Origin of the sequence: Alteromonas sp. PRIM-21 (genome assembly GCF_027563165.1) — a bacterium.
In the GTDB taxonomy this organism is placed as follows: domain Bacteria; phylum Pseudomonadota; class Gammaproteobacteria; order Enterobacterales; family Alteromonadaceae; genus Alteromonas; species Alteromonas macleodii_A.
Map to the genome: position 1 here is coordinate 32,689 of NZ_JADOEK010000016.1, position 21,026 is coordinate 53,714.

The window sequence follows — 21,026 nt, forward strand, 5'->3', positions numbered from 1 at the left end:
CCGCCAAGAATGGTTGTGTTTTTATTACAGTAAAGTAACTATCCGCATTGAGCTAGAATTAATAAAACTGATAAGACCACCCGATGCCATTAGAACGATTTATTCCTTTTCGTAAACGCGATGTTGCTAATCTATGTGAGGGGTTACTCTCTTACGATTCTGCAGGTTTTCACACTTTTTCTAAGTTGTTAGTTAGTCGTATACACTACCAGTACCATGAACAACTAGAGGCGTTGAAAGACAGTTATAGCCATTTCGACCCTAATAAAGACACACGTGATTTGCAGCCTTCGAATGAAAGGGTACGCAAGCAGAATCAAAAAACGTTTGCCAAGGAATTTGCCAGCCTCTTAAACGCAGCAAATTTTGAGAAAGTCACAGATAATGATTTGGAAGCTGCACTGAATGAAGAATCCTTGTTCAAAGTACGTCTCGCGGTAAGCTTCGATGACTTTGAAAATGTGGTGTTTTATCGACGGGGCGAGTCTATAAAAACTGAAACTGTACGTACCTTTTTCGGGCTACGTAAAAAGCAGGTGTCGTTTACTAACTATGACAAAGTAGCTGTTTATATCACTTTTAAAGATGAGGCTTACTTTAAAGATAAGGGCCAACCCCCCGTAACCTTCAAACCTGGCTCAACCATAGTAAAGCTTTTTCAAAATGTACCTAAAGCAGACTTAGAAATGCTGTTTCCCAATAGCGAAGTAAAAATGCGCCCGCTCGATAAGTTGATTATAAGTGCATCGGCTGCAATAGGCGGCACCGTCGTCTTGGTGACTAAATTAGGCGCGTCGCTACTTCTAATGGCGTCCTTTTTGGCGTTTTGGCTGGGCTTTAAAAACGAAGAAGTGGAGTTAACTAAGCAAAGCTTAATTACCTTTGGTATTGGCATGGGCGTATTTGGTAGTTTTATCTTTAAAGAATGGACGAAGTTTAAAAACAGAAAAATACGTTTTATGAAAGCTTTGTCTGACAATCTTTATTTTAAGAATTTAGATAACAATGCAGGTGTATTTCATACGTTAATTGACGCGGCAGAGGAAGAAGACTGCAAAGAAGCTTTGTTAGCTTATACTTTTTTACTGAAATGCAGTCGTGTATCCGGTGAAGGCTCTGCGGCATTTTGTAAGATGCAATCAGACAGTGAAATAGCTGCTGGTGGAATGACATTAGCAAACCTTGATAGCGCAATAGAAACCTACTTTTTAGAAGAACTCAACTGCGCTCTCGACTTCGACGTTACCGATGCAATTGAAAAATTGGTCGCTATGCAGTTGGTCGAGCAAAACGGTGATGTTTTTGTCGCTCGAACGCTGAAAGATGCTGTGAAAATACTTGATGACTATTGGGACAATATTTATCAGCCAGTTTGATTGTTTGTTGTACCGACTAATAAGTGCGCACGCTAGGTTTTTCCGTTTGGTATTCTTTGCAAAGTTTGCATTTTAAACAGGCTAGGCATTAAGGAGGTATCAAGACAGGCGACCAAGTTACCAAACCATTGTCATAAAACCATAAAATCTCTATAGTTGCTGTACGGTGCGTTGATCAAAATCGACACTCCATAGCTGCAGCGTCATTGCGCCCAATGCGTTTCTCTATCTCCAATGCAACAAGCCTGGTTCACTTCTACATGAAAATATTGCATACGTCTGACTGGCACTTAGGTCAGAGTTTTTTTACGAAAAGCCGCAAAAACGAACATGCCGCCTTCCTCACATGGCTTCTTCAACAAGTAGAAGCGCATCAAATAGATGCGATTATTGTCGCGGGTGATGTGTTCGACACGGGCACGCCGCCTAGCTATGCCAGAGAGCTTTACCATGCGTTTATCGGTGAACTACAGGGCATGCAGTGTACATTGGTGGTGCTGGGGGGAAATCACGATTCAGTATCGGTATTGAACGAAAGTAAGGCGCTACTGAAATATCTTAATAGCCACGTAATAGCCAGTACCTATGGCGAAATAAGCGAACAAGTCATCACGCTGAATGATCGCAAGGGGCTGCCCGGTGCCGTATTGTGTGCCGTACCCTTTATTCGCCCACGTGATGTGCTAGTCAGTGAAGCAGGGCAAAGCGCCACTGACAAACGTCAAGCGCTGGGCGATGCGATAAAGCAACATTATGCCTCACTTTATAATGAGGCCTTGTCATTACGTGCCTCAATAGAAGAAAAGCATGTAGAAAAGGGCAGCGAAAATAGCGCAGCCATTCCTATTATCGCTACAGGGCACTTAACCGCTCTAGGCGTGAGTCAGTCGGAGAGTGTTCGAGATATCTACATTGGCACTCTTGAAGGCTTTGATGCCAAAGGGTTTCCGCCAGCTGATTACATCGCGTTGGGACATATTCACAGGCCACAAAAGGTAGCAAAAACTGAACACATTCGCTATTCAGGCTCTCCCATACCGCTTAGCTTTGACGAACTGAATACACAAAAACAAGTGGTGCTAGTCTCGTTTGAATGTGAAAGCACTACGCCCACAATTTCAACCCTTCCAGTTCCACGCTTTCAAGCGATGGAAGTCATAAAAGGCGATTTAAAAGCGATTGAGGCAGCTATTAATGAAAGCGACGCCATAGCACAAGCTTCTCGAGCGAGCGAAGAGCAAAACGAAAGTTCAGAACCTTATGGCTTTAGAAACCCCGTGTGGTTGTGCATTGAAGTTGAAACAGAAGACTACCTGACTGATTTGCAGCAGCGTATCCAAGGCTTGTTAGAGGGGAAAAACGCTGAAATCTTGCAGTTGAAACGCAAGCGTAAGCGCACGGTAAATAGCTTAAAGGAAAAGCAAAATGTACAGCTTAGCGAACTGTCGGTAACCGATGTATTTGAAGCGCGTTTGGCATTAGAGAGCATAGAAGAATACTCAGCAAGCGAAACGACGGAAGATACCCTTACAGATTCTGAACAGAACGCCGGCGAAACAGAAGAAGTAGAGTCAGAGAAAAGCTGTTCACGCATAAACCGAATAAGGCAGCTATTTAATGAAGCGGTAGAGCTGGTGCATACCAATGATGAGGATGCCGATTTATCAGGTGAAGCGTCACTAATAGGGTCTGTAGGTAAAACCAGCGCTGGAGCATCGCCGCAAAATGGAAGCCATACTGCAACAGCAGGCATAGGCAAGGCAGAGCCAGAGCAAGCTCACAATTGGAAGGGCGAATAGTACAATGAGAATATTGACCTTACGCCTTAAAAACCTAAACGCCCTAAAAGGGGAGTGGAAGATAGATTTCACTCAATCGCCGTTTATCGACAACGGGCTGTTTGCTATCACAGGCCCAACCGGGGCGGGTAAAACCACGCTGCTTGATGCCATTTGTTTAGCGCTTTATCACCAAACCCCTCGCTTGGGACCAATTTCAACGTCAAACAACGATATCATGACCCGCGGCACGGCAGAGTGTTTGGCGGAGGTTGAGTTTGATATTAAGGGTAAAGCATATCGTGCGTTTTGGAGTATGCGCCGGGCCAGAGGGAAAGTTGACGGTAACCTGCAAAGCGCCGATGTCGAGCTTGCCGAAGTAGAAAGCGGCAAAGTATTGGCTAGCCAAGTTAGGCCGAAAAGTGAAGAAATTGAAAAGCTAACAGGCCTTAACTTTGCTCGCTTCACCAAGTCTATGATGTTGTCGCAAGGCGACTTTGCAGCTTTTCTAAATGCTAATGAAGGCGACCGAGCCGAGCTGCTTGAAGAGCTAACTGGTACGGAAATCTATGGCCAAATTTCACAGGCAGTACATCAGCAATTTAGCGAGGCTAAACAAAAGAAAAAAGAGTTTGCGATAAAGCTGGAAGGCGTAACCTTGCTTAGCGACGAGCAAATCACCCAGCTTGAAGAAGAGCAAGTACAAACCAAGAGCCAAGTTTCAGCTTTCAACCAAACACTTGCTGAATTACAGCAACAACAGCAGTGGCAACAATCATTCAACACAAATGAACACGCGCTTAAAGAGGCGAAAGAAGCCCAGATCGCTGCTGATAACGCCATTGATGAGGCGAAACAAGAGCTTGATCTTCTAACCCAAAGTGAGCCCGCTGAAAAGCTTCGTTTGCCTTTTTTGCAAAAAAACGCCCTTCAGCAAGACGTAACCCGTTATAAAGAAAGGCTGAATGAGAAAGCAGCTCAGCTTCCAGATTTAAAAACGCAAAAAGAACAGCTCAGCCTAGAAGTGACTAACGCTGAACAAGCGTTAGTTCTTACAAAGCAACAAGGCAGTGAGCTTGAAAAGCGCATAAACGAGCAGGTGGTTCCGCTAGATAACCAAATAGCGCAGCTGACTACTGAACAGCAAAAAGCAAACGAAAGCGCGGCACGTTTAAGGCAGTCAATAAACGCGTTAACGCTAAAGCGCACAGAAATAGAAAACGCTTCGGCAGATAACAAGACTAAGCTCGGTGAACTGGAAACCTACTTACGTGAACATCATTCACTTAGCGGTATAGCGGAATTTATAAGTGGCTGGAGTGAAACGGCGCGGCATATTGAAAGTGAACAGCAGCAATTAGCGACAGTTAAACAACGGGCAGAAGATGATCGCCACGCGCTTTCGTCACTTGATGAAGCTATTACAAAGACGAATCAATCGTTAAAAACATTAACGCAGACGTTCGATGACAAAAACGCGCAAGTTGCCAAGTGTGAAAAGGCACTTCAGGCTGCTCTATCTGACAAAACAACTGATACTAATAGTGCTAATGCAACCAGCAAAGCGAGTCTTCAGCAAGAACGCGATACCAAGCTTCATCATTGGGATAACGTGTTACAGATAGGGCATATTCAACAGCAATATTTGGCACTAGAGCAAGATAAAATATCGCTGAGTGTGCAGAAGGAAGACTTGGCGAAGCAACTAGCTAAGCAGCAAACTGAGCGCCAAGCCTTGGTTGATGCTTACAAGCAAACTCGCAGTAATTTAAAAGACATAGAGGCGCTTATCGCTCTAGATGCTGAAGTTGCACACCTGCGCGCCCAGCTAAAAAGTGGCGAGCCATGCCCCGTATGTGGTGCTAACGAACATACCACGTCAAGCGTGGAAATTGATGTGCCTGAAACTATTCAAAAGCGAGATAGCTTAAAGCAGCAGTTAGATGATATTGAGCAGCAAGGGGCGCGGGCAAAAGAAAGCGTTACACACACTGAATTCACGCTTGCTCAGGTTAATAAGCAGCTAGAACAGGCAAGCGGGCAACGAGATACGCTGCTAGAAAAGTGGCAGCAGATTTCAAGCGTACTTAGCGCTGATATACCTAGCTTTGAAAACGTTGACATTAAAACATCGCAAAGCGTAGCCCAATTCACCGAGCAGTTTAAAACCCGACTTGATGACATTAGCGCACAGTTAGCGCGTATAGAGCAATGCGAGCAAGCCCTCAATGCCGCAGTGCAGAGCAAAAACGAAGCAAAGCAAGCGTTACAAACCAAGCAGTCAGAACTTGCAGTTTCTTTGCAGCAGCGCGAAACCTTGGATAAGCAATACACTTTACGCAATGCAGAGTTGGCGGATAAAACCAAAGTGGTTAACGATAGCATTGCAACGCTTCGTGAGAGCATGGCATCGCACAATGCTGAAGTTCACAATCTGTCTATTGATGGTATCGCTACGTGGTTAAATGAGAAAGCCGAAGCGCTTAAGACTTATAAACACAATCATCAACTGCACGCCAAACTTAAAGATGAGCTGCAAAAGGTGAGTAGTAACTTGCTTGTGCTTAACCGCGATATGGAAAGCGCTGGCAACCAGCTAAAGGGCGTAACTGAAGAGCTTGTGCAATTAGATAGCAGTCTGAAGGCGCTGCGAGATTCGCGCACAACCGTATTCCCTGAGGGCAATATTGCTGAAACAAGGGATAAAGCAAACGCCGCCCAAGAAAAGGCTGAGCGAAACGTAAATGAATGCAAATCTCGCCTGCAACAAACGGACACTATTTTGTCTCGTTTAGAAGCAGAAATTGCCCAGCTTAACGAACAACTGATCGAAAAAGAGCTGGCGCTTAAAGAGGCAATAGAGCACTTTAACCGTCAGTTGGCGAGCAGCCCATTTACCGACGAGCAAGCGTTCATCAGTGCGCTTTTAGACGAAGATACCCGCAACACCTTGCTTGAATTGCAAAAGCGATTAACGCAGCAAAAACAACAAGCAGACTTAAAGCTAGAAAACGTGCTGACTACGCGGCAATCGCTAACAGCGAATGCTAATGCAGCGCAGTGGCAGCGCGAGTTAGAAGAACATGGTTTACAGTGGCTTGATACGAAAATATCTCAACAAGCACAGCAGCGAGACACCCTGTTATCTTCCTTAGGGCAAATTGAACAGCAGCTAAACGCTAACAATCAAGCCCGTGAAAAGCAGTTGCAGCTTGTAGAAGAGATGGCTGCATTCGATGCCTATTACGACGATATTACTTACTTGCACTCGCTAATTGGTTCGGCAAGCGGCGACAAATTCAGACGGTTTGCCCAAGGGCTTACGTTAGACAACTTAGTGCAGCTTGCAAATAAGCAGCTTGATAAATTACACGGTCGTTATCAGGTAATGCGAAAAGAAAACGAAGGGTTGGGTTTGAGTGTATTGGACACCTGGCAAGGTGACGTTGTACGAGATACCAAAACCCTATCTGGCGGAGAAAGCTTTTTGGTAAGCCTTGCGCTAGCTTTAGCGTTATCTGACCTAGTCAGCCACAAAACCAGTATCGATTCACTGTTTTTAGATGAAGGCTTTGGCACCCTTGATGCAGAAACGTTAGATGTGGCCCTTGATGCACTAGACAACTTAAATGCCAGCGGAAAAATGATTGGCGTGATAAGCCATATTGAAGCCATGAAAGAGCGTATTCCTACTCAGCTCAAAGTAATTAAACGCAATGGTGTGGGGTTAAGTGCACTAGAAAAACCTTATGCGGTGGGGTGAACTCACCGCTTAGGAATTAGTAGCTAAAACGTTTGCTTACAAGTATGTGCGCGTTAAATGCTCGCAAGATCATGGTTTTATGATACTTTATTGTTCTTAAAAGTAGATATGGACATCATAAATAGTGAAACGATTTGCAATATTCCCTCTTGTTGCCTCTTTCTGTTCGTTTGGTAGTACCTTTCAGTGCGAAAGTGAGTTTGAATGGCTAAAAGAGACGTTCGAAAATAACGATGCCGGCTTTCAATATTCTGTTGAGCAAAAAGGGCCGGACCTTTATTCCGCCCACAATAGTGCCATCTTGGATCAGGTTCAAAGTGCGAAAAACGAAGCGCAATGCCACACGGTGCTTGGCGACTGGCTCGCGTTTTTTCGCAAGGGGCATATTGGTCTTGCGCTAAATACAAATAATTCAAACGAAACGGTAACCGAATCGAAAGTACATGATTTCGACTTATCAGCATTTAAACAGCATTTAGAAACTAAAAGTGATGAGTCTCTTGAGGGGATTTGGCAATTTTCCAGCTATACGGTTGCGTTAAAAAAAGAAGGCAATGTCCATAAAGGCTATATCGTTGAAAGTACCAATCCGTCATGGAAGGCAGGGCAAGTAAAGTTCATTGTTAACGACCCTGAAGACGACAATGCCGCAAAAGTAACGTTTTTTATGGGCGATCACTCTGCACGACAAATAAATAACATGATGTTCTTGGGTAACAATCATGTGGTACTGGGAAACAGCTTTATTGTTATGTCCCGTAAGGAACCGCGACAAGAATCATCGCCTGAAGTAACGCGTTATGTGCGCCTACTTAGTGCAAAAGCCCCGCTATTTGAGAAACTTTCTGAGAACACAGTGCTTTTTCGCATACCGTCTTTCAACCATGCCTTCAAAAAAGATATCGACGCGCTAATTGCTAAGCACCTAGACAAGATTTTAAAAACCGAAAACCTCATTATCGACATCCGAGGAAACGGTGGTGGTAGTGATGCAAGCTATGCATCTTTACTCCCTGTTTTGTATACCAATCCCATTCGCACTGTAGGCGTGGAATACTTATCAACCCAGCTTAACAACTCTAGAATGCTTGGCTTTTTGCAAAACCCTCATTTCAGTGAAGAAGAAAAGCAGTGGGCTAAAGACGGATATGACATACTTCAGCAACACATTGGCAGCTACATCAATATTGGTGAAGATGTAACGGTGGAGACATTCGATAAAATTGAACCCTTGCCAAAAGGTATAGGCGTACTTGTTGATTCAAGTAATGGCAGCACCGCTGAGCAGTTCTTGTTGGCGGCTAAACAAAGCAAGAAAGTAAAGCTGTTTGGGCAGACCACTGCGGGTGTGCTCGATATCTCTAATATGTATAAAACTGATTCGCCGAGCGGTGCTTTTACCTTGCATTACAGTTTAACCAAAAGTTTGCGCATTCCCCACATGGCCATTGATGGAGTGGGCATTCAGCCAGACTATTATATTGACGAAGAGATTCCTATTTACGAGTGGACGTCTTATACGCAAAAGATACTTGAAGGCATGTAAACACTCATAAACGGCAAGCGTGCGGTAATTTGCGAGTAACTAAGGCTAAACAGGTTCATTTGTGTGGGGTTTTACATTATGGTGCGTCGTCAAAAATAATAATGGACCAACATTTATGGATTCAACGTCACGCCCTAGCCTGTTTCAGCGCTACATGAATGGCAGTTTGGTACTGCAAATTATCATCGGTATTGTATGTGGTATTGCGATAGCGAGTTTTTCACCTTCAGCTGCTCAATCTGCAGGGCTGTTGGGGAGTTTATTCGTAAAGGCCCTTAAAGCGATAGCGCCTCTATTAGTGTTTGTTTTGGTCATGGCGTCCATTGCTAACCACAAACAAAACGAGCAAACCTTTATCAAACCGGTACTAGTGCTGTATTTATTAGGTACGTTACTGGCTGCACTAACTGCCGTATTAGCAAGCTTTGCTTTTCCCACAAGTTTAAGTTTAGTGACCTCCGACATTAGCCAAGCTGCACCCAAAGGGGTGTCGGAAGTGCTTACCACCTTGCTTTACAATATGGTGGATAACCCGGTGAATGCGTTAGTAAATGGAAACTACATCGGTATTCTTACTTGGGCTGTAGGCCTAGGCTTAGGCCTTCGACACGCTAGCGAGGCAACGAAAGCACTGCTGCAAAATATGGCAGATAGCGTAACAACCGTAGTGAGTTTTGTTATCAGGCTTGCGCCATTTGGTATTTTCGGTTTGGTAGCTAACACTATTGCTACAACAGGCTTCGAAGCTTTGCTTGGCTATTCCCACTTATTAACGGTACTCATTGGCGCAATGTTATTTATCGCACTTGTAACCAACCCGCTGTTAGTCTTTTTAGCAACGAAAAAGAATCCGTATCCTCTTGTGTTTAAATGCTTAAAAGAAAGCGGTATCACCGCATTTTTCACCCGTAGTTCTGCCGCCAATATTCCGGTAAACATGGCACTGTGCAAACGCTTAAAGCTAGATGAAGATACCTACTCGGTATCCATTCCGTTAGGCGCCACCATTAATATGGCTGGTGCTGCGATCACCATTACGGTACTTACACTAGCTGCGGTTAACACCTTAGGTATTTCTGTAGATTTCCCTACTGCTGTACTGTTAAGCGTTATTGCTGCGGTATCAGCATGCGGAAGTTCAGGTGTTGCTGGCGGTTCGCTATTGCTGATTCCGCTTGCCTGTAGCCTGTTTAATATACCTAATGAAGTGGCTATGCAGGTGGTCGCGGTGGGCTTTATTGTTGGCGTATTGCAAGACTCTGCTGAAACCGCATTAAATAGCTCTACTGACGTGTTGTTTACCGCCGCTGCATGTGAAAGAGCGGGGGGCAAGTAAACGCAAATGTTCAACGCATCAAGTGTGCGAACTTATTGCATCTACCGCTTCAAAAATTAGCCGTGCAGCCAGCTTTGCTGTACGGCTATCAATATCATAATTCGGGTTCATTTCCGCAACGTCACACAATCTCCATCGGTATCCATAAGTAAGTTGGTGCTGTGCTAAAAAGTGTAGCGTGTTAATAACAAGAGCCGGAGAAATCCCTAATGCACTGGGAGCACTAACACCAGGTGCTTGTGCTGCTGGAAATGCATCTAAACATACGGTGACATAAAGCTCATCGATGTCTTTTAACATGGGAGATAGCAACTCATCTATTCGCTGCATACAGAGCGATTCATCACTTAATGCCACGTCGCTTAAATAGCGCGTGTTAGACATGTTGGCAAAGTTAAATAGTGCTTGAGTATTGGCTGCTTTTGATACGCCCAAACAAGCGTAATGAAACGGTGTCTCGTGTAACTGGCAGTGCTCATACACTTGCCTGAACGGCGTACCTGAACTGGTGTTGGGAGAAGGTTTTCTTAAATCAAAATGGGCGTCGAAATTAATAATACCAATGCGAGACGTTTTAGGCTTAGCATTGAAAACGCCTTGATAGCTACCCCAAGCAATTTCATGTCCCCCTCCCAGCCCAATGACCAATCCATCACTTTGCTTGAGCGCATAACAAATGGCGTCGGCATATTGGGTTTGTGCTTGGGCTAAGTTCTCCTTGGCGGTAACATTTCCTAAGTCAGCTAATGATGCACTTGGCCAGTGCCAGGGCAAGTTTGCAAGTGCTTGGCGAATAGCATTTGGGCCCGCGGCTGCACCTACGCGGCCTTTGTTAAATGCCACACCCAAGTCACTTTCAAAACCAACAAGAGTAATGGTATTGGTCAAGGCGCTATCTTCACCATCCTCAATTTCGTTAACTTTTTGATGCCAGCGCAAGCCTCCAGCACCATCTTCGCTGTCTATTCTGCCCTGCCACCTAAACATGTTTCCCCTCCTTGTACACAGCAATAGGGCGGTGGCCATTAATACAGTAGGCAAGCTCTGCGGGGGTTTCGACATCCCATAAGGTGAAGTCTGCCAGCCTTCCTACATCGATAATACCTCGGTCTTGTAGCCCGAGTGCGCTCGCCGCGTGTACCGTAGCACCGCGAAGCGCTTCTTCTGGGGTTAACTGAAACAACACGCAACTCATATTCATCGCGGTAAGTATAGAGGCTAACGGTGAACTGCCAGGGTTAAAGTCTGTCGCAATCGCCATTGGAACATTGTGGGCCCTAAGTGCATTTACCGGCGGCTTTTGCACTTCACTTAGATAATAAAACGCGCCCGGAAGCAATACGGCAACGGTACCACTTTGGGCAAGTAAGGGGATATCGCTGTCAGCTAAGTATTCGATGTGATCTACTGATAGTGCACCGTATTTAGCCGCCAGAACAGCACCTTTACTGTCGCTAAGCTGCTCTACATGAGCTTTAATTGGCAGGCCATGCTTTTGTGCACTGGAAAATACACGTTCTGTTTGTGAAGTAGAAAAGCCGATGGTTTCACAAAATACATCAACGGCGTCAGCCAAGTTTTGCGAAGCAATATAAGGGAGTGCCTGGTTGCAAATAAAATCAATATACCCGTCTGGGTCCTCAGTAAATTCATTCGGTAGGGCGTGAGCGCCTAAATAAGTGGTTTGAATGCTAACAGGAAGGTGTTGTTCAAGAGATTTAGCCACACGCAACATGCGCGCTTCAGTGTCTAAGTCTAATCCGTATCCTGATTTTACTTCAATGGTGGTAACACCTTCTTCGCATAGTCGCTTTGCTCGCTTTATAGCGGTATTACGCAAAGTGCGCTCATCAGCACATCGTGTTTTTTCCACTGTACCTTTAATGCCGCCGCCTCGCTGGGCTATATCAACGTAACTTGCGCCCTGCAAACGCATCTCAAACTCTTCAGCGCGGTTACCGCCGTACACTAGATGAGTATGACAGTCGATGAATCCAGGCAATAACCATGGGTGTTTAGCGTTTGCTCCTTCATCTTCACCTTCATCTTCATCTTGAGAAATAAGCGTAGTGGCATCAAGTACGTTTTTGGCTTGCTTAAGCACTTCGCTCAGTGAATTGTCGCAGGGAATTAGTGCAGCAATTTTCCCGTCCTTTAGGGCAATGGCATGTGAAGGTAATTCGCCATAAGGCAACCCATTGTTTTGCATAGATGCTATGCGAACATTGTAAATAAGCGTGTCGTACTGATAACCCATAATGTGCTCCACCTTAAGTCACCTATTGCCTAGCTCTTTGCCTAGTTCTAGCCAGTGCCTTCACTGAAACAATGTGCAGATTTTTAAATTCAGTGTACTTGTGCATACTTGTATATACAAGTATGCTGTTAGCATATTATTAACAATTTAGTTGTGAACCCACGATATGCAACCTCGATACAGGGTAATTAAAACGGCAATTTTAGAGGCTATTGAAAGCGGTGTAATGAAGCCGGGTAGTCAAGTGCCCTCAGAAAACCAACTTGCTCAGCAACATGGTGTTAGTCGAATGACTGCACGACGTGCGTTAAGTGAAATGGTAGATGAAGGTATCTTAATGCGTAGTCAGGGGATAGGCACTTTTGTGTCAGATAGCCGCCCTATGAGTTCAATGTTAGAAATCAAAAGTATTCGCGATGAAATTGAGCGGCGGGGGCATAGATACACTAACGAGATATTGGTGCTTGAAACTGCACCTGCCAGTGATGCTATTTCACAGCGCCTAGCCGTTGATGTAGGAGAGCCTGTATTTCACAGCATTATCGTTCACTGTGAGAACAATTTGCCCGTTCAGTATGAAGACAGGTGGGTTAATCCAGCTTGGATTAACGACTACTTAGATAAGGATTTTAAAGCGCAAACCGCAAACTTTTATCTGAATCAAGTCGCGCCACTTTCACAGGCGGACCATAGCGTAGAAGCTGTAATTGTTGAAAAAGATATTGCACAAGCGTTACTGATAAAGCCTAAAGAGCCTTGCCTAAAGATTACTCGAAGGACATTTTCCCGTGGAACGGGTAATGAAAATGGGACAGCCGCTGTGGTTAGCCACGCCGTGTTGTTCCACCCTGGCAGTAGATACCGACTGGGAGGACACTTGGAGTTTTAAGTGTAAACGCGCCTAAGACGCTAACTCTCAAGGCGCTTTTTATAAAGATACTGCTTCTTATAACAACAATATTTCAGTAAAAGAAAAAGATGCCTAGGAGAAGTTTATGAAACGCCTCGTCCCTACAAGAGAAATTCGTGCCCCAAGAGGCAGTACGTTAAATGCAAAAAGTTGGCAAACCGAAGCGCCGCTTCGCATGCTGATGAATAATCTGGATCCAGAAGTGGCGGAACATCCACAAAACTTGGTAGTTTACGGCGGCATTGGGCGCGCGGCCCGAGACTGGGCGTCATACGACAAAATTGTTGAAGTGCTTAAGCGCTTAAATACTGACGAAACATTACTTGTTCAATCAGGTAAGCCTGTTGGCGTATTTCCTACCCATGAAAACGCACCTCGCGTGTTAATTGCTAACTCTAACCTTGTTCCACACTGGGCCAATTGGGAGCACTTTAATGCTCTGGATAAAGAAGGCTTGATGATGTACGGCCAAATGACGGCAGGGTCGTGGATATATATAGGCTCGCAAGGCATTGTGCAAGGCACGTACGAAACCTTTGTGAGCGTGGCTAAAACCCATTTTGACGGCAATGCTGAAGGGCGCTGGATTTTAACGGGCGGCTTAGGCGGTATGGGTGGAGCACAGCCACTTGCGGCTACCATGGCTGGCTTTTCAATGGTGGCAGTGGAAGTTGATGAAACCCGCATAGATTTCAGAATTCGCACAGGCTATTTAGATAAAAAAGCCCATTCACTTGAAGAAGCTATGCAACTACTAGAGAGAGCCAAACAAAACGGTAAACCAGTCTCTATAGGCTTGCTCGGCAATGCTGCTGAAGTATTTCCCGATATGCTAGAGAAAGGGATCATTCCTGATGTCGCAACCGATCAAACCAGTGCTCACGACCCGCTTAATGGCTATCTGCCGGTTGGATGGACGCTAGATCAAGCCGAAGCGCAGCGTACAAAAGACGAAGCTTGTGTGATTAAAAAAGCGAAGCAGTCGATGGCATTACAGGTTAAAGCCATGCTGGGCTTTCAACAGGCAGGCGCGGCAACGCTCGATTATGGCAACAACATTAGGCAAATGGCGCTGGAAGAAGGCGTTGAGCATGCTTTTGATTTCCCGGGTTTTGTACCCGCTTATATTCGACCGCTGTTTTGTCAGGGTATTGGCCCCTTTAGGTGGGCTGCTTTATCTGGCGACCCAGAAGATATCTATAAAACGGACGCTAAAGTTAAAGAGCTTATACCCGATAATCCACATCTACATAACTGGCTAGATATGGCCAAAGAACGCATTCAGTTCCAGGGCCTGCCTGCGCGTATTTGCTGGGTTGGACTAGGTGAAAGACAAAAGCTTGGACTTGCGTTTAACGAAATGGTGCGTAGTGGTGAGCTAAGCGCTCCGGTAGTGATTGGTCGAGATCATCTCGACTCTGGTTCGGTCGCTTCCCCAAATAGAGAAACTGAGGCCATGCTCGATGGTTCAGATGCGGTTTCGGACTGGCCGTTATTAAACGCGCTATTAAACACCGCAGGCGGTGCGACTTGGGTGAGCCTTCATCATGGCGGTGGCGTAGGAATGGGCTTCAGTCAACATTCAGGCGTGGTTATTGTCTGTGACGGTACTGATGCAGCGGCCGAGCGTATAGCTCGGGTACTTCATAACGACCCCGCCACAGGCGTAATGCGTCATGCCGATGCAGGCTATGACATTGCAAAAGATTGTGCCGCCAAACACAACCTTGACCTTCCTATGGTAAATTCCATGGCTAATAATCAAGGGGCTGGCAATGAAGGTTCAAGTTCTAGCTTTCATTCACACCAAAATAGTTCACACCAAAACTTAGACGGGGAGGCGTAGTTATGTCCCAGACGTCTTTTTTCACTGAGCAAGACGGTATTAAAAAGCTAATGCTGGTTCCTGGCACATTGACCCTAGAACAGTTAAGAGAAGTACATCGAAACCATATTCACTTGTCGCTGGTTGAAAGTGCGATACCTGCCATAAACGCTGCCGAGCAAGTAGTGCTGAACGTCATAGAAGAAAATCGAACCGTGTACGGCATTAACACGGGCTTTGGGTTATTGGCTAATACGCGAATTGATGTCGATGAATTGGAGTTATTGCAGCGCAGTATAGTACTTTCTCATGCGGCCGGTACCGGTGACTTTATGCAAGAGGACACTGTGCGTTTACTTATGCTGCTAAAGATTAATTCGCTAGCACGGGGTTATTCGGGCATTCGGTTGAGCGTAATAGAGGCGCTGATTACTTTATTTAACGCACAGGTTTACCCTGCCATTCCTGAAAAAGGGTCGGTAGGAGCTAGTGGGGATTTAGCCCCTTTAGCACACATGAGTGTAGTGCTTTTAGGGGAAGGTGAAGCCTTCTATAAAGGAGAACGTATTAGTGCGGCCAAAGCATTAGAAATAGCTGGTATGCGGCCTATTGCGCTGGCACCCAAAGAGGGCTTGGCACTGTTAAACGGTACACAGGCATCAACAGCGTTTGCTCTTCAGGGGCTGTTTTATACTGAAAATGCGCTTCATAGTGCTATCGGTATTGGTGCGCTTACGGTTGAAGCCGCGTTAGGCTCTCGGGTGCCCTTCGACCCGCGCATTCACGAGGTACGAGGCCATAAAAGCCAGTGTGATGTGGCGACTGCGTTTAGAGCATTGTTAGATACCTCTGAGATTGGTAACTCACACCAAAAATGTGAAAAAGTGCAAGATCCGTATTCATTGCGCTGTCAGCCGCAAGTAATGGGGGCCTGTTTACAGCAAATGCGCTACGCCCAAGATATTCTAGTGACTGAAGCTAATGGCGTTAGCGATAATCCGCTAGTTTTTGTTGAAAGCATTGATGGTTCGAATGTTGGCGAAGCGACCGCTGGCGATATTTTGTCTGGCGGAAACTTTCATGCGGAAACGGTGGCGATGGCAGCAGACATGTTGGCTATTGCGCTGTCTGAAATTGGCGCACTGTCAGAGCGCAGAATGTCGCTAATGATAGATACTCACTTAAGCGGCTTGCCGCCATTTTTGGTTGAAAACGGTGGGGTAAATTCAGGGTTTATGATTGCGCAGGTGACCTGTGCTGCACTTGCTAGTGAAAATAAAACCTTGGCGCACCCCGCATCCATCGATTCTTTGCCTACGTCTGCTAACCAAGAAGACCATGTGTCTATGGCTACATTTGCGGCAAGGCGATTAAGAGACATTTTTGACAACGTAGCGGGCATTTTAGCCATTGAATGGTTAGCGGCCTGCCAAGGTTTAGATTTTAGAAAACCTTTAACAACGAGTGAAAAGCTGCAGGAATTAATACAGCTGCTAAGAAAGCAGGTGCCTTTTTACGACAAGGACCGCTATTTCGCGCCAGATATAGAAAAAGCCAAGCAACTTATAAAACAGTATGCGCTTATGGATAAAATACAGCTAAACCTGTTAGGCTAAAATGATCACAGACTCGGTAATTCGAGTAGGTACATAAAAGGTTATAATTAGCATAGAGGCGATAAAGGTATGAAAACAAGCGGACGTGGGATGAAGTTCAAAAAACACCGTGCTTTTTCAAATAAGATTTCAATAAAAAGCACCGCTTTCAAAGGTTCTGTGCTTGGGCTACTCACTGCTTCGCTTTTTACATTAGCAGGCTGTAGTGATAGCGAAGTTGGCGACGTGTCGCTTGGGCTCTTTACCACAAAAGATATTAAAATTGATGCGCTTCAAGACCCTGTTGTCACTGGCGTTACCTGTCATATTTCAAGTATTGAAGCGAATTTAGATTTGTCTGACCCATCAGACAGCTCTATAGCGTGCAGACAAACCGGCCCAATCACAGCAGAGATGCTAGAAGCTATTGATAAGTCAGATTCCGGTGAAGTGATATTTAAAAAATCTAAAAGCGTGTTTTTCAAAAACATGAAGCTTCGACGAATTTATGATGCAGACTCGAAGACGCTTATTTACTTGTCTTACAGTACTAAAGAAACATCAGGAAGTTACAAACATAGCTTGTCTACTGTTCCCCTGTGGGAGACGCTTGCCTTCAAAAAGTCAACGTAAATACTAATGTGAATATAACGCGAATGCCCTCGAAAGTGAGGGCATTTTTAATGGTGTTCATAGCTTTTAAGGCTAAGCGCAATAGCGTTTATGTACTAGTAAAAAAGCTTAGCTATGAAACTTTACACATCTTTGGTGAGAAGGTAGTAAACGCTTAGAAAAAGCGCGTATAAACCAGCATGGCACTTAATGCGGTGTCATCGTCGGTTAGCGGGCTATCGCTAATGCTATCGTCAAAGAAAGTCGCGCCAACCTCTAAACGCGTCATACCGCCTAAAAACTGGCGGGTAGAAACAGCAATGCGGACTTCTGTATTAAGCGCGCTATCGCCGTTATATGTGTTTCGAAACGCAGTAGCTTCCTCGGGACGTACACCGTAATAGTAGTCGACATAGTTACTGTCTTGGTAGGTAACGCCGACCGATGGCTCTATCATGAAGTTATCTACTCTAAACTGTTTGCCTATTCGAGCAGACGCTTGGTAGCCATCGAACTTGCCCAAAATATCCGCATTGGTTGATAATGAATATACCCAGCTGCCCGCAGTATAGTTGAGGCCAACGCCAGCCGCATAGCTAAAGTCTCTATCTTCCATACCTGTAAACACGGCACTGTCATCTTCTTCATAACCTGCAAATACCGGCACAAGTTGGGCATCAAGGGTGAGGCCCTTTTCTCTAAATAACTCGTAACCTATGAATGGCCCGTAAACCCTAAGCTTTTCACCTGTGTAGCCAATAATAGGAATAGGCACAATACGGTTATCAAAGTCGGTATAAACGTCTTGAGATGCGGCAACACCAAAACCCCACATCCAGCCTTGAGGCTGTTGTGGTCTTGCTGACTGCTGTGCAGAAACGGTGGAGGAGAACACGAGTAATGTTGACAGGCTTACTGAGCCTAAACACTTTAATAGAGTCATTAATTAATTTCCTTTTTAATCACAATACAGCCTAAACTTCAGGTTCGATCAATTCTTTGCCTGCTCTTCACGTACAGTGTTTATTCAAAGGTGTAATCTAAAAGGGCTATCTCTTTCTCAAAATGAGTGGCTACTAAATCAACTAACTCACTATTGCAGTAGCGGCGATAATCCCCTCTATTGTTAGCTTTTCCTTTATGAGAAAACGAAATCACTGGAAGCCGTGTGAAGGTTGTTTGTTACAGGTAAATTTAAAGTGTTTAGGGAAGTTAAACTGTATATGAGAATGCTTAAAGTAACTTTCTATCGATAGTGAAAATTGCTTTTAATACACTGAGAGCAGGGTTTGTGCAAAACCAGAATAGTCTAAATTCAGTATTAAGCTCATTAGCTTTGAAATAGGGAAGTGTTATGAAGTTTGTGACAAAGTTTAGTGTGCTGGTTGCCATATTAATGCTGGCAACAGGATGTGTAACGCAAAGAGGTGTGGATCCAAATGAAAGTGTTCCTACAGAGATTAATGCCGATAAACCAAGTTCAGGTGAACAAACAAACAATGATGCGCTAGATAAAGAGGTTGATGGTTCAGAGCAAGTAAGCGAGGACGAAGCCGATGAAGCTAAAGAGCCGACAGAAGTACCGAAGCAAAAGATAGGGGTTTTCATCAATGCTAATGAATTCCCATCGCACACCCATGTTGGTACGACTAAGTTTAATAACTTCACGAAAGAGTACGCATACGACTGGCAGATAGTGTCTACGCTTTTTACTAAACTTAAAACAGCAATAGAGCAATCAAGCCGATTTGAAGTGGTTGATGTATCACCCAAAGTTAAAGGAGCATGGCAACTAGATTTTGTGGTGAAGCAAGACAATAATTGGTCTTTTAATGAAAATCAAAATGCACTTAGAAAATCGCTGTTAGCTGACGGTGTTACAAAAATTATTATTGTTCAAGAGGCACCAACAGTAGCCATTACAGAATGCGGTACTTATGGTTGCTCAGAACATCAAAGTGAAGGTTTCGGCCTATTTACTAGGAGCTTCTTGGGAACCGATTATTACATCGCGTCAGCAAGTTTTGATATCAGCATTGAAAGCTTAGACAAGCCCGTAGACATAGCGTCGAAACCTTTGTTTAAAGAGTTACAAGATGACGCAATGAAGAACGTGCGCATTGAAGAATTTGTCCCACCTGAAGACTTTGATGAAGTTACAGAAAAAGAGCTAGCGCCTATCAAAGATTCAATCATTAGTTACTTCGATCGTTTAGCTGAAACGGTGGCCAAGTACTTTTCCAATAAATAGATTATAAAAAAACAAAAACGGGCACTTATTTAAGTGCCCGTTTTTTTGGGGTTTACCATCCAAACCTAAAAGGCGTGTAGGTGATGTTGGTGATTTGTACGCCCCTTTTTACGTTACCTATGCGTTTTCTTTATGAGCCAAAAACTCTTCGTAGTTTCCATCAAAGTGGTTCAGCTGTTTGTCTTTTATTTCAATGATCTGGGTAGCCAGTGATGAAACGAACTCGCGATCATGACTTACGAAAATCACTGTGCCATCAAACTTATAAAGTGCATTGTTTAGCGCTTCAATCGATTCCATATCCATGTGGTTGGTAGGCTCGTCCATTACCAATACGTTGATGTCTTCAAGCATAAGCTTTCCGAACAATAAACGGTTTTTCTCACCACCAGAACATACCTGCACACGCTTATTGAAATCGTCAGAAGTAAACAATAAACGGCCTAACATGCCCTTAATTTGAAGGTCATCGTGTTTCGGACTGCGCCATTGGCTCATCCACTCAAACATAGTGATATCTTCAGCAAAGTACTTGGCATTGTCCTGCGGAATGTAGCCGATTGCGGCATTTTCTGCCCACTTATAGCTACCAGCGGTAGGCTCAATGTCATTCACTAGGCATTTTAAAAGCGTAGTTTTACCTGCGCCATTTTCACCGATTATGGCTAAGCGCTGCCCTGCTTCCAACAATAAATTAGCCTTGTCGAACAACGGAAGGTCTGGATAGCTATGTCCCAGTTCTTCAAGGGTGATAGCAAGGCGGTGAAGTTTCTTGTGCTGCTTAAACACAATATAAGGCTTACGACGGCTAGACGCTTTTACTTCAGCCAGTTCAATTTTCTCAAGACGACGTGCACGCGAGGTAGCTTGTTTTGCTTTCGATGCGTTGGCAGAGAATCGCGCTACGAAGCTTTGCAGCTCTTCAATTTCCGCTGACTTTTTAGCATTTTCTGCATGAAGCTGCTCCTGAACTAGCATGGCCGCCTGAATGTAATCGTCGTAGTTACCTGGGTAAACACGTAGTTCACCATAATCGATATCGGCCATATGTGTGCACACAGAGTTTAAGAAGTGTCTGTCGTGCGAAATAATAAGCATAGTCGACTTACGCTTATTAAGTTCCTCTGCAAGCCAGCTGATAGTGTAGATATCCAAGTTGTTGGTTGGTTCGTCTAAAAGCAGAATATCAGGCTCGGCAAATAGGGCTTGGGCTAAAAGTACACGTACTTTTTTACCTGGAGCCACTTCTTTCATTAAACCGAAGTGATAGTCTTCATCAATGCCAGCAGATGTTAGAATTTCACCGGCGCGGGATTCGGCTGTATAGCCATCCATTTCGGCAAACTGGGTCTCTAAATCTGCTACGCGCATACCATCTTCTTCACTCATTTCAGCCTTGCTGTAAATGGCGTCACGCTCTTGCTTAACTTCCCATAATTCACGGTCACCCATGATCACGGTGTCAACCACACTGTATTCTTCGAACGCAAACTGGTCCTGACTTAATATACCTAGCTTCGTACCCGGCGCCATCGAGACGTTGCCCGAGGTTGGCGTAAGTTTACCGCTCAAAATTTTCATAAAGGTAGACTTACCACAACCGTTTGCGCCAATAAGGCCGTATCGGTTGCCGTTGCCGAATTTTGCGGAAATATTTTCAAATAATGGCTTAGAGCCAAACTGCATTGTGATATTTGCGGTGGTAATCAAAACAGGTATCCAGGGGTAAAACGATGAGAAGAGATAGTAGTGAAAGCGTTTATCGCTCCACTAATAT

The 21,026-nt window shown here is 44.7% G+C and carries 14 protein-coding genes; 10 read left to right on the forward strand and 4 right to left on the reverse strand.

Annotated features, from left to right (window positions below):
* Window positions 1-83 precede the first annotated feature (83 nt).
* The 5 genes from IW644_RS17770 (at window position 84) to sstT (ending at window position 9,799) form a co-directional block, all read left to right on the forward strand.
* On the forward strand, window positions 84-1,376 hold the full coding sequence (locus IW644_RS17770; protein WP_269918716.1) for a TMEM143 family protein: 1,293 nt from the start codon (window positions 84-86) through the stop codon (window positions 1,374-1,376).
* A 260-nt stretch (window positions 1,377-1,636) separates the two neighbouring features.
* Entirely contained in the window at window positions 1,637-3,175 is a 1,539-nt protein-coding gene (gene sbcD / locus IW644_RS17775) for an exonuclease subunit SbcD (protein ID WP_269918717.1), read from the forward strand.
* A 4-nt stretch (window positions 3,176-3,179) separates the two neighbouring features.
* On the forward strand, window positions 3,180-6,917 hold the full coding sequence (locus IW644_RS17780; RefSeq protein WP_269918718.1) for an AAA family ATPase: 3,738 nt from the start codon (window positions 3,180-3,182) through the stop codon (window positions 6,915-6,917).
* Between the two features lie 124 nt (window positions 6,918-7,041).
* The gene (locus tag IW644_RS17785; RefSeq protein ID WP_269918719.1) at window positions 7,042-8,463 is read left to right on the forward strand and encodes a S41 family peptidase; all 1,422 of its coding nucleotides are present in this window, start codon (window positions 7,042-7,044) and stop codon (window positions 8,461-8,463) included.
* Between the two features lie 115 nt (window positions 8,464-8,578).
* The gene (gene sstT / locus IW644_RS17790; RefSeq protein ID WP_269918720.1) at window positions 8,579-9,799 is read left to right on the forward strand and encodes a serine/threonine transporter SstT; all 1,221 of its coding nucleotides are present in this window, start codon (window positions 8,579-8,581) and stop codon (window positions 9,797-9,799) included.
* Window positions 9,800-9,817: 18 nt separating this feature from the next.
* Here the strand turns inward: sstT and hutG are convergent, their stop codons facing one another.
* Window positions 9,818-10,786, reverse strand: coding sequence for a formimidoylglutamase (hutG, locus tag IW644_RS17795; RefSeq protein ID WP_269918721.1), 969 nt, complete (start codon window positions 10,784-10,786; stop codon window positions 9,818-9,820).
* Entirely contained in the window at window positions 10,779-12,056 is a 1,278-nt protein-coding gene (hutI, locus tag IW644_RS17800; protein WP_269918753.1) for an imidazolonepropionase, read from the reverse strand. The genes hutG and hutI overlap by 8 nt, the downstream gene beginning before the upstream one ends.
* 166 nt (window positions 12,057-12,222) lie before the next feature.
* Between hutI and hutC the strand changes: the two genes are divergently transcribed.
* The 4 genes from hutC (at window position 12,223) to IW644_RS17820 (ending at window position 17,019) form a co-directional block, all read left to right on the forward strand.
* Window positions 12,223-12,945 carry a histidine utilization repressor gene (hutC, locus tag IW644_RS17805; protein WP_269918722.1) on the forward strand — a complete coding sequence of 241 codons (723 nt, stop codon included), beginning with the start codon at window positions 12,223-12,225 and terminating at the stop codon, window positions 12,943-12,945.
* A 106-nt stretch (window positions 12,946-13,051) separates the two neighbouring features.
* The gene (hutU, locus tag IW644_RS17810) at window positions 13,052-14,812 is read left to right on the forward strand and encodes a urocanate hydratase (RefSeq protein ID WP_269918723.1); all 1,761 of its coding nucleotides are present in this window, start codon (window positions 13,052-13,054) and stop codon (window positions 14,810-14,812) included.
* A 2-nt stretch (window positions 14,813-14,814) separates the two neighbouring features.
* On the forward strand, window positions 14,815-16,407 hold the full coding sequence (gene hutH, locus IW644_RS17815) for a histidine ammonia-lyase (RefSeq protein WP_269918724.1): 1,593 nt from the start codon (window positions 14,815-14,817) through the stop codon (window positions 16,405-16,407).
* A gap of 69 nt (window positions 16,408-16,476) precedes the next feature.
* Window positions 16,477-17,019: a CreA family protein gene (locus IW644_RS17820; protein WP_442864463.1), complete on the forward strand. Its 543-nt coding sequence runs from the start codon at window positions 16,477-16,479 to the stop codon at window positions 17,017-17,019.
* A 154-nt stretch (window positions 17,020-17,173) separates the two neighbouring features.
* On the opposite strand, the gene IW644_RS17825 is transcribed toward IW644_RS17820, so the two are convergent.
* Window positions 17,174-17,941 carry a MipA/OmpV family protein gene (locus tag IW644_RS17825; RefSeq protein WP_269918725.1) on the reverse strand — a complete coding sequence of 256 codons (768 nt, stop codon included), beginning with the start codon at window positions 17,939-17,941 and terminating at the stop codon, window positions 17,174-17,176.
* Window positions 17,942-18,352: 411 nt separating this feature from the next.
* Between IW644_RS17825 and IW644_RS17830 the strand changes: the two genes are divergently transcribed.
* Complete coding sequence (locus IW644_RS17830; protein WP_269918726.1) at window positions 18,353-19,249, forward strand: hypothetical protein; 897 nt, start codon at window positions 18,353-18,355, stop codon at window positions 19,247-19,249.
* Window positions 19,250-19,366: 117 nt separating this feature from the next.
* Here the strand turns inward: IW644_RS17830 and IW644_RS17835 are convergent, their stop codons facing one another.
* Window positions 19,367-20,959: an ABC-F family ATPase gene (locus IW644_RS17835; RefSeq protein ID WP_269918727.1), complete on the reverse strand. Its 1,593-nt coding sequence runs from the start codon at window positions 20,957-20,959 to the stop codon at window positions 19,367-19,369.
* Window positions 20,960-21,026: the final 67 nt, after the last annotated feature.

Coding starts and splice junctions, on each gene's coding strand:
- hutC (WP_269918722.1), top strand. CDS start 12,223: ATGCAACCTCGATACAGGGTAATTAAAACGGCAATTTTAGAGGCTATT.
- IW644_RS17780 (WP_269918718.1), top strand. CDS start 3,180: ATGAGAATATTGACCTTACGCCTTAAAAACCTAAACGCCCTAAAAGGG.
- sstT (WP_269918720.1), top strand. CDS start 8,579: ATGGATTCAACGTCACGCCCTAGCCTGTTTCAGCGCTACATGAATGGC.
- IW644_RS17830 (WP_269918726.1), top strand. CDS start 18,353: ATGAAGTTTGTGACAAAGTTTAGTGTGCTGGTTGCCATATTAATGCTG.
- IW644_RS17825 (WP_269918725.1), bottom strand. CDS start 17,941: ATGACTCTATTAAAGTGTTTAGGCTCAGTAAGCCTGTCAACATTACTC.
- IW644_RS17770 (WP_269918716.1), top strand. CDS start 84: ATGCCATTAGAACGATTTATTCCTTTTCGTAAACGCGATGTTGCTAAT.
- sbcD (WP_269918717.1), top strand. CDS start 1,637: ATGAAAATATTGCATACGTCTGACTGGCACTTAGGTCAGAGTTTTTTT.
- hutG (WP_269918721.1), bottom strand. CDS start 10,786: ATGTTTAGGTGGCAGGGCAGAATAGACAGCGAAGATGGTGCTGGAGGC.
- hutU (WP_269918723.1), top strand. CDS start 13,052: ATGAAACGCCTCGTCCCTACAAGAGAAATTCGTGCCCCAAGAGGCAGT.
- hutI (WP_269918753.1), bottom strand. CDS start 12,056: ATGGGTTATCAGTACGACACGCTTATTTACAATGTTCGCATAGCATCT.
- IW644_RS17820 (WP_442864463.1), top strand. CDS start 16,477: ATGAAAACAAGCGGACGTGGGATGAAGTTCAAAAAACACCGTGCTTTT.
- hutH (WP_269918724.1), top strand. CDS start 14,815: ATGTCCCAGACGTCTTTTTTCACTGAGCAAGACGGTATTAAAAAGCTA.